This is a genomic window from Dechloromonas denitrificans (genome assembly GCF_020510685.1).
Lineage (GTDB): Bacteria > Pseudomonadota > Gammaproteobacteria > Burkholderiales > Rhodocyclaceae > Azonexus > Azonexus denitrificans_A.
Map to the genome: position 1 here is coordinate 2289858 of NZ_CP075185.1, position 12717 is coordinate 2302574.

General features: G+C 61.5%; 13 protein-coding genes. 8 read left to right on the forward strand and 5 right to left on the reverse strand.

Annotation, left to right across the window (positions count from 1 at the left end):
* Window positions 1-650 precede the first annotated feature (650 nt).
* The 8 genes from mfd to serB all read left to right on the forward strand — a co-directional run bounded on the left by mfd (window position 651) and on the right by serB (window position 7892).
* Complete coding sequence (gene mfd, locus KI611_RS10830; RefSeq protein ID WP_226419832.1) at window positions 651-4088, forward strand: transcription-repair coupling factor; 3438 nt, start codon at window positions 651-653, stop codon at window positions 4086-4088.
* Window positions 4089-4090: 2 nt separating this feature from the next.
* Entirely contained in the window at window positions 4091-5164 is a 1074-nt protein-coding gene (locus KI611_RS10835) for a 3-deoxy-7-phosphoheptulonate synthase (protein WP_226419833.1), read from the forward strand.
* A gap of 10 nt (window positions 5165-5174) precedes the next feature.
* A complete protein-coding gene (locus KI611_RS10840) occupies window positions 5175-5495 on the forward strand; it encodes a DUF2442 domain-containing protein (RefSeq protein WP_226419834.1) in 321 nt (106 codons plus the stop codon).
* A gap of 11 nt (window positions 5496-5506) precedes the next feature.
* Complete coding sequence (locus tag KI611_RS10845) at window positions 5507-6109, forward strand: hypothetical protein (RefSeq protein WP_226419835.1); 603 nt, start codon at window positions 5507-5509, stop codon at window positions 6107-6109.
* 27 nt (window positions 6110-6136) lie between these two features.
* Window positions 6137-6337, forward strand: a complete 201-nt coding sequence (locus KI611_RS10850) for a hypothetical protein (protein ID WP_226419836.1) — start codon at window positions 6137-6139, stop codon at window positions 6335-6337.
* Between the two features lie 100 nt (window positions 6338-6437).
* On the forward strand, window positions 6438-6641 hold the full coding sequence (locus tag KI611_RS10855; protein WP_226419837.1) for a 2-hydroxymuconate tautomerase family protein: 204 nt from the start codon (window positions 6438-6440) through the stop codon (window positions 6639-6641).
* A 24-nt stretch (window positions 6642-6665) separates the two neighbouring features.
* Window positions 6666-7043, forward strand: coding sequence for a DUF167 domain-containing protein (locus KI611_RS10860; RefSeq protein WP_226419838.1), 378 nt, complete (start codon window positions 6666-6668; stop codon window positions 7041-7043).
* A gap of 9 nt (window positions 7044-7052) precedes the next feature.
* The gene (serB, locus tag KI611_RS10865) at window positions 7053-7892 is read left to right on the forward strand and encodes a phosphoserine phosphatase SerB (protein WP_226419839.1); all 840 of its coding nucleotides are present in this window, start codon (window positions 7053-7055) and stop codon (window positions 7890-7892) included.
* On the opposite strand, the gene KI611_RS10870 is transcribed toward serB, so the two are convergent.
* The 5 genes from KI611_RS10870 to KI611_RS10890 all read right to left on the reverse strand — a co-directional run bounded on the left by KI611_RS10870 (window position 7876) and on the right by KI611_RS10890 (window position 12633).
* A complete protein-coding gene (locus tag KI611_RS10870) occupies window positions 7876-9621 on the reverse strand; it encodes a SulP family inorganic anion transporter (RefSeq protein WP_226419840.1) in 1746 nt (581 codons plus the stop codon). The two genes, serB and KI611_RS10870, sit on opposite strands and share 17 nt — an antisense overlap.
* A 118-nt stretch (window positions 9622-9739) precedes the next feature.
* Complete coding sequence (locus KI611_RS10875; RefSeq protein ID WP_226419841.1) at window positions 9740-10747, reverse strand: M48 family metallopeptidase; 1008 nt, start codon at window positions 10745-10747, stop codon at window positions 9740-9742.
* The gene (locus KI611_RS10880) at window positions 10744-12075 is read right to left on the reverse strand and encodes a DUF898 family protein (RefSeq protein ID WP_226419842.1); all 1332 of its coding nucleotides are present in this window, start codon (window positions 12073-12075) and stop codon (window positions 10744-10746) included. Before KI611_RS10880 ends, KI611_RS10875 begins: the two co-directional genes overlap by 4 nt.
* An 86-nt stretch (window positions 12076-12161) precedes the next feature.
* Window positions 12162-12416, reverse strand: a complete 255-nt coding sequence (locus tag KI611_RS10885) for a hypothetical protein (RefSeq protein ID WP_226419843.1) — start codon at window positions 12414-12416, stop codon at window positions 12162-12164.
* 19 nt (window positions 12417-12435) lie between these two features.
* A complete protein-coding gene (locus KI611_RS10890; protein WP_226419844.1) occupies window positions 12436-12633 on the reverse strand; it encodes a hypothetical protein in 198 nt (65 codons plus the stop codon).
* Between the last annotated feature and the right edge of the window lie 84 nt (window positions 12634-12717).

Genomic DNA, 12717 nt, shown 5'->3' on the forward strand with positions numbered 1-12717 from the left:
GATTGCCCGATTAATAGGCGATACATTATTGGGCGTGCAGTTCTGATGTGAAGCGTTATGCGATAAAGGCATCAACGTCGTGCAACTGCCCCAGATTCGGGATGAAGACATTAATTGACCAAAAAAAATCATATCCGCTGAATGGCCAGGTGCATTTTTTACTGTTCGACTCCATTAGCAAACTGAGTAACTATAGAGCTCGCAACAATAGGGGGCTAGTTTGAAGCCTACCAAGGGGCAGAATTGCGGCCAAAAGGCGTTCAAACCAAATAGATTTGGTCACGGGGTATGTTTGTAACAAACTTGCTATTTACATCGTCCGTTTTTCGGCATGCGTGGCTAGTTTGTGGTGGTAAGGGGCTGGTTTGCGGACAGAAATTGTCGATTCTGAGGGACAGAATTGTGTCACCCGACTACCAGGGGGCTTATTTGTGACACCCGAGTACCAATTTCTGTCCGCATGCTGGATAGGACACAAATTATTGTTAGAAGTAGCAACAGATTTATGAAAATGGACGTGCACCGTTCGGGCTGACTATGATCTCTATTTATAATTTTACATAATACAAATTATGCGTAATCATAGAAGAGTCCGCTTCACCCAAGGCGTTATAATTCGAAGTCCCCACAACACAGCAAATCGCCCCTTAGTGTCCGCTCCCAAACAGCTGCTTTCCCTGCCGGTTCCTCCCAAGCCCGGTGCTCGTATCGATTTGCCGCTGTTCGCCGGTTCTGCGGATGCCCTGGCGCTGGCTGAGCTGGCGGCGCAAAGCAAGGGACGCCTGTTGGCGGTCGTTACCGCCAGCGCAGCTGACGCGCAGCGTCTGCTCGATGAAATTCCGTGGTTTGCGCCCGGCCTCAAGGTACGTCTGTTGCCGGATTGGGAAACCCTGCCGTACGACCATTTCTCGCCGCACCAGGATCTCGTTTCCGAACGGCTGGCAACCTTGTGGGCGGCCATGCAAGGCGACGTGGAAATCCTGCTCGTTCCGGCGTCGACCGCCGTCAACCGGCTGGCACCGCCGGAATTCATGGCGGCTTACACCTTCGAGTTCCGCAAAGGCCAGAAGCTCGATGCCGAAAAATTTCGCAGCCAGGTGACGCTGGCCGGCTACGCACATGTGACGCAGGTTGTATCGCCCGGCGAGTATTCGATCCGTGGCGGCCTGATTGACCTGTTCCCGATGGGTTCTCAGTTGCCTTACCGGCTCGACCTGTTCGACGACGAAATCGAGAGCATCAAGACCTTCGATGTGGATACCCAGCGCACTGTCTATCCGGTGCCGGAAATCCGTCTGCTGCCGGCTCGCGAATTCCCGATGGACGACAAGGGCCGCACGCATTTCCGCCAGGCCTTCCGCGAGAAATTCGAGGGTGATCCGGCCAAGTCGGGCATCTACAAGGACATCTCGAGCGGTATCGCCAGCGCCGGCATCGAGTATTATCTGCCGTTGTTCTTCGACGAAACGGCGAGCATTTTCGACTACCTGCCGAAAGATGCAATTTTCGTCACGCATGGCGATGCACTGGCCGCCATCGCCGCTTTCTGGAACGACACCCGCTCGCGCTACAACCTGCTGCAGGGCGACAAGGCCCGGCCGTTGATGCCGCCGGAACAACTGTTCCTGTCCGACGAAGCTTTCTTCAGCGCGGCGAAATCCTACGGGCGGCTGGCCCTCGACGGCAAGAATGCCGATGCCGGAAAACTGCCCAATATCGCCGTCGACCGCCGCAGCGACGATCCGCTAGGCGCCTTGAAAAACTACCTGGCCAGCTTCAAGGGCTGCGTCCTGCTGGTTGCCGAAACAGCCGGCCGCCGAGAAACGCTGGCCGCGATGTTCGCCGAGCACGGGCTGACCGTTGCGCCGAGTGCCGACCTGTCCGGTTTCCTGTCCGGTGACGCCAAACTGGCCCTCGGCATCGGTCCGCTGCAGGCCGGTTTTGCGCTGGACAAGCTGGCCTTCATTACCGAAACCGAGCTGTTCGCCGGCTCGCCGCGCCGCACCCGGCGCGAAGCACAGCGCAAGGCCAGTTTCGACAACTGGCTGAAGGATCTGACCGAACTGAAGGTCGGCGACCCCGTGGTCCACGAAAGCCACGGCATCGGCCGTTATTGCGGCCTGGTCCGGATGGACCTCGGCCTCGGCGAGCAGGAATTCCTCGAACTGCATTACGCCAACGAAGCCAAGCTGTTCGTTCCGGTGGCGCAGTTGCATGTGATTTCCCGTTACTCCGGCGCCGACCCGGAAAGCGCCCCGCTCCACACGCTCGGCTCCGGCCAGTGGGAAAAGGCCAAGCGCAAGGCCGCCGAACAGGCGCATGACACCGCCGCCGAACTGCTCTCGCTCTACGCCGCCCGCGCCGCCCGCGAGGGCCACGCCTTCGCCTTCAAGGAATCCGATTACGAAGCCTTTGCCGACGGTTTCGGCTTCGAGGAAACCAACGATCAGGCCGAAGCCATCGTCGCGGTGATCAACGACATGCGTTCCGGCAAGCCGATGGACCGCCTGGTCTGTGGCGACGTCGGCTTCGGCAAGACCGAAGTGGCGCTGCGCGCCGCCTTCTGCGCCGTCGCCGGTGGCAAGCAGGTGGCCGTGCTCTGCCCGACCACCCTGCTCTGCGAACAGCATTACCAGACCTTCCGCGACCGCTTCGCCGACTGGCCGGTCAAGATCGCCGAAATCTCCCGCTTCAAGACCGCCAAGGAAACGACGCAAACCCTGCAGGAGCTGGCCGAGGGCAAGATCGACATCATCATTGGCACGCACAAGCTGATCGGCAAGGACGTCAGGTTTAGCCAGCTCGGCCTGGTCATCATCGACGAAGAACACCGTTTCGGCGTCCGTCAGAAGGAAACCCTGAAAGCGATGCGCGCCGAAGTGGACGTGCTGACGCTGACCGCGACGCCCATCCCGCGCACGCTGGCGATGAGCATGGAAGGCCTGCGCGACTTCTCGGTGATCGCCACCGCGCCGCAAAAGCGCCTGGCCATCAAGACCTTCGTCAGCACCTTCTCCGACGGCATCATCCGCGAAGCAGTGCTGCGCGAACTGAAGCGCGGCGGCCAGGTGTACTTCCTGCACAACGAAGTCGACACCATCGACAACATGCGCGAGAAGCTGGAAAAGCTGGTGCCCGAAGCGCGCATCGTCATCGGCCACGGCCAGATGAACGAGCGCGAGCTGGAACGGGTGATGCGCGACTTCACGGGCCAGCGCGCCAACGTGTTGCTGTGCACGACCATCATCGAAACCGGCATCGACAACCCACACGCCAACACCATCCTGATCAATCGCTCCGAGAAATTCGGCCTCGCCCAGCTGCACCAGCTGCGCGGCCGGGTCGGCCGGTCGCATCACCAGGCCTACGCCTACCTGCTGGTACAGGACGAAAAGGCCATGACCAAGCAGGCCCGGATGCGCCTCGAAGCCATCCAGGCCATGGAAGAACTCGGTTCCGGCTTCTTCCTCGCCATGCACGACCTGGAAATCCGCGGCGCCGGCGAAGTACTTGGCGACAACCAGTCCGGCGAAATGCAGGAAGTCGGCTTCAACATGTATGCCGACATGCTCAACCGGGCGGTGGCGGCGCTCAAGCAAGGCAAGCACCTGGCGGCGGTCGACCTGACCCAGCCGCTCGGCATCGGCACCGAAATCAACCTGCGCACCCCTGCCCTGCTACCCGACGCCTATTGCCCCGACGTCCATGAGCGCCTGACGCTGTACAAGCGCCTGGCCAACTGCGAAGAGGCCGAGGACATCGACGCCCTGCAGGAAGAGCTGATCGACCGCTTCGGCGAACTGCCGCTGCAGGGCCAGTCGCTGCTCGCCACGCACCGCCTGCGCCTGCTGGTCAAGCCGCTGCTGATCCAGAAACTCGATGCCACCAACGACCAGATCACCATCCAGTTCAGCCCGGAATTCAGCAAAAATCCGCCGATCGAACCGATCAAGATAATCAATTTGATTCAGAAAAACCGCAGCTATAAGCTGGCCGGACAGGATAAACTTTCCCTTTTACGCCACTGCCCGACCTTGAGCGACAAGGTTACCGCGGTGAAAGACATGATTCGCCAGCTGAGCAACTGACCATGACCACAAAAAATATCGACGACATCAACGTGACCGCCTTCGACGACATGCCGACGCCGGAGGAAATCCACGCCCGCCTGCCGCTGTCCGACAAAGCGGCCAGGACGGTCACCCACGGTCGCCACCTGCTGCACAACATCCTCGACCGCAAGGATCATCGGCTGTTTGTCGTCGTCGGCCCCTGCTCCATCCACGACCCGGTCGCCGGCCTCGATTACGCCCGCCGCCTGAAAAAGCTCTCCGAAGAAGTCGGCGACACGCTGCAACTGATCATGCGCGTCTACTTCGAAAAGCCGCGCACCACCATCGGCTGGAAGGGCTACATCAACGACCCGTTCATGGACGACAGCTTCCGCATCGACGTCGGCATGGCCAAGGCCCGCGAATTCCTGCTCCAGGTCGCCGAAATCGGCCTGCCGACCGGTACCGAAGCGCTCGACCCGAATGCGCCGCAATACTACGGCGATCTCATCACCTGGACTGCCATCGGCGCCCGCACCACCGAATCGCAAACCCACCGCGAAATGTCCTCCGGCCTGTCCACCCCGGTCGGCTTCAAGAACGGCACCAGCGGCGACCTCAGCGTGGCCATCAACGCCATCCTCTCCGCCTCCAAGCCGCACTCCTTCCTCGGCCTGACCAACCAGGGCCGCGTCGCCGTCGTCCGCACAAAGGGCAACGGCTACGGCCACATCGTGCTGCGCGGCGGCGACGGCCGCCCGAACTACGACACCGTTTCGGTCGCCATGGTCGAACAGGCGCTGACCAAGGCCAAACTGCCGCACAACATCGTCGTCGATTGCTCGCACGCCAACAGCTTCAAGAAACCGGAACTGCAACCGCTGGTCATGGCCGACGTGGTCAACCAAGTCCGCCTCGGCAACAAATCGCTGGTCGGCGTGATGATCGAATCCAACATCGAAGCCGGCAACCAGTCGATCCCGGCCGACCTCAGCCAACTGAAATACGGCTGCTCGGTGACCGACGGCTGCGTCGATTGGGCGACCACGGAAAAGATGATTCGCGATGCCGCGGTACTGCTGCGGGACGTGTTGCCGGAACGGCTTTCCTGAACTTGTTTGAATGCCTAGCCAGCCGCCACTGCAAGGAAATACCGCCGCTGGAGTAACTCCGGCGGCCCCCTGGCGAATTCAGGCTGTCTCGGTCCTGCCAAATCACCGGCTCGCCCCGATCTTTCGTGACGTCCTGATTGGGGTTGCCGATTTTTCGGCAATCGGAACAACCGCCAACCCCGGTATCTACGCTCCGCTGGTCGACATCGATTTCTTTGGCCAGGTAAAAATCGAACTAGGCATTCTCACTTGGCCGAATGGCAGAGACATTGATCCCGCCTGGCTGCACGAGAGTCTGGCATCCGATAAAACGTGGTCTGTTCCCTTTTAGCCTGCCTACGAATGATTGCTTGGCGCAAACTCCCCGCGTGGCTCCTAAGAGCGTGGCCACTTCTTGCATTGGTTCCGTTCTTCGCTGTTCATGCTGTTGCACTAAACGCCTTCCAAGGCCAAGCGACATGGGTACACAAGATAATCGGCCTGTCCCTGCAATTGCTGGGCGGCCTTCTGGTACTTTGGTCAGTAAACGACAACCTTGGCTTGTTTCGCAAGACGAGCCTGGCGGGAACATTCATGGCCTGGTTGCGAGACTTCCCCACAACGAACCACCACCTAATACTAGCGACGAACGGCATGGCAAACGCATCTGGCAGCGCAGCAGTGGTGTCTGTGGGTCGGAAAACGCCGACGTCTCTTGAAGAGCGTGTTGCCGAGTTGGAACTACTGCTTCAGGAGCTTCGCGCGGAATTGAGTACGAAGATCACCAATCTCGCGATGCGAGTCGAAGCAAGCAAAACTGAGCTTTCGGATTTGATTCAAGCGACCGACGGAAAGATAGCGTCTCTCTCTGAGCGAGTTGAGAAGGTAACTATTGGTGGCTTCAAGGTTCAGGCTTTCGGCGTTCTCTTGGCAATCTACGGCGCAATTACTAGTGTCCTCGCTTAGGTTTTACATTCCAGTCCGCTATCAAAAATGGAAAAAGACACCGCCCTGCTTTTTATTCGAGCCTTACAGTTTGAGTTCATCATGTTTTTGGTTTTCTTCATCGGCATAAGAAAAAAAATGACTCGTCCTTGGCAACTTCGAATTTCAGTTGGTTTGCTATCCACTATTGCCGCTACGTTTATCGCATTTTTCTATTTTTCCTATGCCAATGGGCTGATAAAAAATTGAGCACAGTCCGAAATCCATGCCTAGCGGGCAACTAATCAAGAGGCATTTGATCTCTGTTGTATCGTCCTGATACTTCTACTCATTTGGTTAAGGAACAAACATGCCCTACGTAAACATCAAAATCACCAAAGAAGGTGCAACCCCCGAGCAGAAGGCTCGCCTCATCCAGGGCGTCACCCAGCTTCTGGTCGATGTGCTTGGCAAGAACCCGAAAACGACTGTCGTCGTCATCGACGAGGTCGATACCGACAACTGGGGAGTCGGCGGGGAATCGATTACCGTTCGCCGGGCGCGGGGCGAGTAGGCTTTACTTGGCTCGTTTCCCCCGATGAAGGCCAAGCGCTCCAAACCACGCCATGCCGCCGCGAGCAGCCCGGATGTCCCGGCGATGGACTCGTTCTGCGCCTGGGACGGCGAGACGCTGGTGCTCAACATCCTCGGCCAACCGAATGCCAACCGGGACGCCATTGGCAAGCCGAAAGGCAAGCAGCTCCAGGTCAGCGTGACGGCGGCGCCGGTGGCCGGTCGGGCGACCGATCACATGGTGCGCTTTCTGGCCGGCGAGTTTGCCGTGTCGCCTGCGGCCGTCACGGTGGTGTTTGGCCGCTTCAATATCAACAAGCAGTTGCGCATCCGCGCGCCGCAAAACCTCCCTGCCGTCGTCGCCAAACATCTGGCGCAGCAACCACTACAACTTGAACTCTGACAGAACACCATGAACCTCATCATCCAGGGCGGCGCCCTTCCGACTTTTCTGCTCGAACGCATCGTTGCCGCGACCGGCGCCCGTGCCGTCGAACCGCGCCCGCCGCAGGTCGTCCGGCTGCTCGGTGCGGTGCGCACGCCGGAATTTGCGGCGCTGATTCCGCTGATCGAAGCAGAAAAACTCGATTGGGCCTTTGTCGAGACCGGCAAGAAGCTGGCCGATTTCGGCCTGATCTGCTTCGACATGGATTCGACGCTGATCACCATCGAATGCATCGACGAACTGGCCGACTTTGCCGGCAAGAAGGCCGAGGTGTCGGCGGTGACCGAGGCCGCGATGCGCGGCGAGATCGATTACCGGGAAAGCCTGCGCCGCCGCCTTGCCTTGCTAGCCGGGCTGGATGCCCGGGTGCTGGCGCGCGTTTATGGCGAACGCCTGCTGCTCTCGCCGGGCGCCCGCGAACTGCTGGCGGCAGCCCAGGATGCCGGGCTGCGCACGGCAATCCTGTCCGGCGGCTTCACCTACTTCACCGAGCGGCTGCGCATCGAACTGGGCTTCGATTTCGCCACCTCAAACGAACTGGAAATCTCCGGCGGCAAGCTGACCGGCCGGGTCGTCGGCGACATCGTCGATGCCGCGGCCAAGGCGCATCACTTGGCGCGCCTGACCGATGAACTGGGCTTGCGGAAGGAACAGGTCATCGCCTGCGGCGACGGCGCCAATGACTTGCAGATGATGGCGCAGTCCGGCCTTTCGGTGGCCTTCCGCGCCAAGCCGGCAACGCGGGCCAAGGCCGATGTGGCGATCAACTTCGGCGGTCTGGATTCGCTGCTTAACCTGTTTGACTGAGCGGCGCGGCTCCGGTCTGCGGCAGGCCGGCCAGTTTCTCGAAGGCGGCATTGGCCGACAGGAAGACCTCGCCGCTCAGCGCTGACCACAGCGCCGAATTCAGCAAGCGATCCTGGACCGGCCCCTTGACCTCGGCCAGGTGCAGCCGGATGCCCTGATCGGCAAGATCCTGGTTGAGTTCGGTGAACACCTCGACGGCCGTCGCATCCATCAGATTGACGGCGCTCATCACCAGCACCAGGTCGTGGGCGTCCGGCACACGCTCCAGCTCCTGCTTCAGGCGGCTTTCGACGGCGCCGAGATTGCCGAAGAACAGCCGCTCGTCGATGCGGACGAAAAGCACGCTGGGGATCGTCTCAACGGCGTAGCGCTCGACATTGCGGAAATGTTCGCTGCCGGCAATCCGGCCGACGACGGCAATGTGCGGTGTGCTGACCCGGTACAGCAGGGTCGCCATCGAGAGCACGATACCCAGCCCGATGCCGGCTTCCAGGCCGATCAACAGCACCCCGCCGGCCGTGCCGAGCAAGGCCAGGGCATCGGCCCGGTCGTAGTTCCAGGCCTGCCGGAGGGCGGTGATGTCGATCATCGAAATGGCGGCCATGATGATGCTGGCCGACAGCACGGCCAGCGGCAGGCGCTCGAACCAACCGGCGGCGCCAGCCACCACGCCGACCATGGCGAGGGCGGCAACGATGCTGGCGAGCGGCGTCTGGGCACCGGCTGCAACATTGACAGCGGAGCGCGACAGGCCGCCGCCGACCGGCATGCCGCCGGAAAAGGCAGCGACGACGTTGGCCGCGCCCAGCCCAACCAGTTCGGCATTGGCATCGATCCGCTCGCGCCGCTTGATGGCCAGGGCCTGGGCCATGGTGATGCTCTGCACCATGCCGATCAGCATCATCAGGAAGGCCGGAACGATCAGGCTGCGCGTTGTACCAAGGCCGGGCAGAAAAAAGTTGAAAGCCGGCATCCCGGCAGCCACCGCGCCAACCACGGCGACGCCGTGGCTGCGATCGAGATCGAATTCGCTAACCGCCAGCGTGCCGATCAGCACGACAACCAGCGGCATCAGCCGAACGACGAAGGCCGCCTGGTTCTTGCTGAGGCGAGCCTTGATCAGCCAGCCGGCCAGCGCGTAACGAACGATAAACAGCACGCCCAACGCCGCCAGACCGATGCCCAGCGTCGGCAGATGGCTGTGCGGCAGCTTGCCCAGCACGTCGAGCACGACTTCGCCGCTGCTGCTGCCGTGCGGCGTGACGCCGAGCAGGTATTTCAACTGGCTGATGATGATCAACACCGCCGAACCGGAAATGAAGCCGCTGATCACCGGCCGGCTCAGTAATTGCGACAGGAAGCCTAGGCGCAGCACGCCGCAGGCCAGCAACATGAGGCCGGAAATCAGTGACAGGGCGGCCGCCAGCGCGATGTATTCGGGCGAGCCGGGTGCGGCGATCGGGCTCAGTACGGCATAGGTCATGATCGCCGTGACGGCGACCGGCCCGACTGCCTGCACCATGCTGCTGCCCAGCCAGGCATAGGCGATGACCGGCAGAATGCTGACGTACAGCCCCAGTTGCGGCGGCAAACCGGCCAGCAGCGCGTAGGCAAGGCTCTGCGGAATGACCAGGATGGTGACGATCAGGCCGGCGACGATATCCGTGCCCAGTTTTTCTCTGGGGTAATGCCTGAGCCAGGCGGGGAGAAGGCTGGGGAAAGCGGACATTGCTGGCGTGATGCGGTCAATGACGAAAAGTGCCGGCAGTATCGGCGCCGGGCGGCGCTCCGTCAATCGGCGGCCGGTGCATGTGGCGGCCGGGAGAGCCTGCCGCCGCCCGTAAAAACTAGCGCATGGCGCGCAGGCGGGCGATGCGTTCGGCGGTGTCGGGGTGACTGGACAGGCCGTCCCATGCCGAGCCTGCCCTGCCCTTCGCGTCATGGGCTTTTTCCATGCGCTCCAGCATCGCGGCCAACGGTTCGGTGCCCCGCCCTGCGGCCAGCATGGTCCGCGCCGCATAGGCATCGGCTTCGCGTTCAAAATCACGCGAATAGCGCGATTCGAGCGCCAGGGCGCCGAGGCTGGCGGCTATCGACGAAACGTCGCCGAGGTAGATGCCGACGACGAAGGACACCACCGATGACTGGATCAGCTGGCGCATGCCGTGCCGGTAGGCGACATGGCCTAGCTCGTGGGCGACGACGCCGGCCACTTCGTCGTCGTTCCCGGCCAGTTCGACCAGTTGGTCGAAAATCACGACATCGCCGCTGGGCAGCGCGAAAGCATTGGGCCCCATCGCCGACGAGCGGAAATGCAGGCGATAGCCGGGGTGCTCGGCACCGGCCTGCAAAATCCGGTCGGCGTACGCCGTCAGTTCGGCGCGCCGCGCTGCACTGAGGTTTGACGGCGTCAGCACCTTCTGGTCGAGGAAGGCCAGGGTTTGCTGCGACAGCGACTGGACGAGTGTTGCCGGGATGCGCGGGGCGAGTACCTTGGTGAGCGCCGGCAGGCCCCAGAAATAGATCGCCGCAATCAACAGGACCGTCCCGAGCAGCGAGCCGAGCGCCCAGGACCAGCGCTTCTGCAGGCGGACGACCGGCGACTCGGCAAAGCCGGCCACCTTCAGCCAGCGTGCAAACTCTTCCAGATCGGCCACTTCAAGCAGCGCGCCATCGGCAAAACGGACGATGCGCGGCGAACGCCCCATCGCTTCCGAAATCTCGACCTCGGCCCGGCGGGCCCGCCGCTCGCCGAACGGGCCGCGGGCGACGATTTCATCGCCGACCGCCAATAGTTCCGCCGGCTGACGGAGCGGCGTGCGCCCGTCGTAGTAGCTGGCGGCGATACCCGTCACAGGCCGATGTCCAGATCGAACATTTCGGCCGCTTCGTCGCCAATCGCCGTGGCGCTACCGGCCTCGCCGGCCACGAAGTCGTCGAGGCTGCCGCTGACCGCCAGGGCCAGATACTCGGCCCGGAAGCGGGCGACGCGAACCCGCGCCCAGGGAATGAACAGGCCGAGCGTGAATACGGTGGCCAGCCAGTTCACCACCGTCAGGCCGATATAGCCGCCGACCGGCAAGCGGCTGCGGAAGTGGTGCTCGCCGAGGCGGGTGCTGCTCCATACCGCATTGTTGGTGCGCGCCGTGACATAGGGCACGACGACGGCCTGTACCGCCACGAAGATCAGCGGGATCAGCATGAACAGGAAGCCGAGGGCAACCAGGGCTTCCTTGCCGCCCTTCCCGCTGGCCGCCACGACGGCGGTGACCACGATTCCGACGAACAGGGCGATGAACACCAGGCCGGGCAGCAGGAATATCTTGTAGATGGTGCCGGTGGTGACGGCGCATTCAAAGGCGGTGGTCCCGAAACGGATGTTGTCGAGCACGAACTTGCGCAACTGCCGATAGAAAACCGGGAAGGCCAGCCACAACGTGAACGGCACCAGCAGCCCGTAGCCGACGAAGACCTTGAACGCCTGCCCGTAGCTACCGTGGAAGGAGAAACGCAGGCCGCGATAGCTGGTGTTGTGGGCACGGAAGCGAAAGGCCTTGACGGCCAGCCAGGGAACCAGCGGCAGCAGGCAGAGGATGGCGATCCCGTAGGCCAGCGGGCTGAAACGCTGGGCGGCGGACAGGCCGAACAGCAGCACAACGGCGACGATCCGCCCCTTGAGGATAGCCATCGGCTGACCGTGATAGTCGAAGCCCGAGCCGTCGAGCATCAGGTTGCGATGAAAATACTGCTCGCGCCGCACCTTGGCCCAGGCCGAATAAATGCCGAGGGTAACGATGCTGAGCAGGATATTGACGATCCAGATGCGGAAATACTCGCCACCTTCGCCGGTAAACCGGAAGTTCTCTTCGCGCGGCTCGGCGGGTTCGGCCGTTGCGGCCGGCGTGTGTGTCGGAATGGCCGGTTCGGCTTGCGGTTCCTGGACGACGGACTGGTTCGCCGCGCCGTTCAGGGAAGCGTCATAGCTCTCTCTGGACAGCGGATCGCCGAGGATCGTGAACGCCTGGCGCAAGGCATCGAGGCTTTCCGCCGCCGGCTTCTCCGGCGTTTTCATCTTTTCCCGGAAAGCACCCAGTTGCCGGGCGTAGGCTGCCTTGATGTCGGCCAGCGTGGCCTCCGGACCGATGCCGAGTACGTCGTAGTAAGTGGCCGCAAGCGCTTGCATCTTTTCCCCAGTGATTGTCGGCATTGCCTGAATCAGGCCATTTTATCCATTTGGCACAGCAGGATGATGACAAATAAGTGGGCGTATCAGGTTTTTCGGATCAGTTGCTTGGCAAAGGCCGCGTCGTTCTTGGTGATGCGCGGCACTTTCTGCGGCCCCTGCGCATTGACGAAGCGCACGAAATCGTCGAGCGACAGCGCTTCCGAAACGGCCTGGTCGCCGCCCTCGACCCGTTCGCGCAGCAAAAACTGGCCACTGCCGGTGATCACCATCAGATAGTGCCGCCCTTCACTCCGCTCATTGAGCCGAGCCACCGCCGCTGTTGCACGAGTCGAGCGCATCGCTATCTCCCTGAAAGTCTTACTTGTACTTCTTGAAAATGGCCTTGGCGTCGAGATGGGCGCGATCCAGCGTGCAGATCGACGGATCGTCGTCATGGCCGACAAAGAAATCGTCGGCCTGGGCGCGCATCACCATCTCGATGGCGGCGGCGTCGGCGATGTCGTATTTCTCGGTAATCAGCGTGGTTACTTCGTCGAGATGCTCTTCGTAGGTCATTTTTGCTCGCACTTTGTCGTGATGGGCAAAAAATCGCCCGTTTTCAATACTGTTGTCGGCCGGCATTGTCCCACGCCGCCTGCG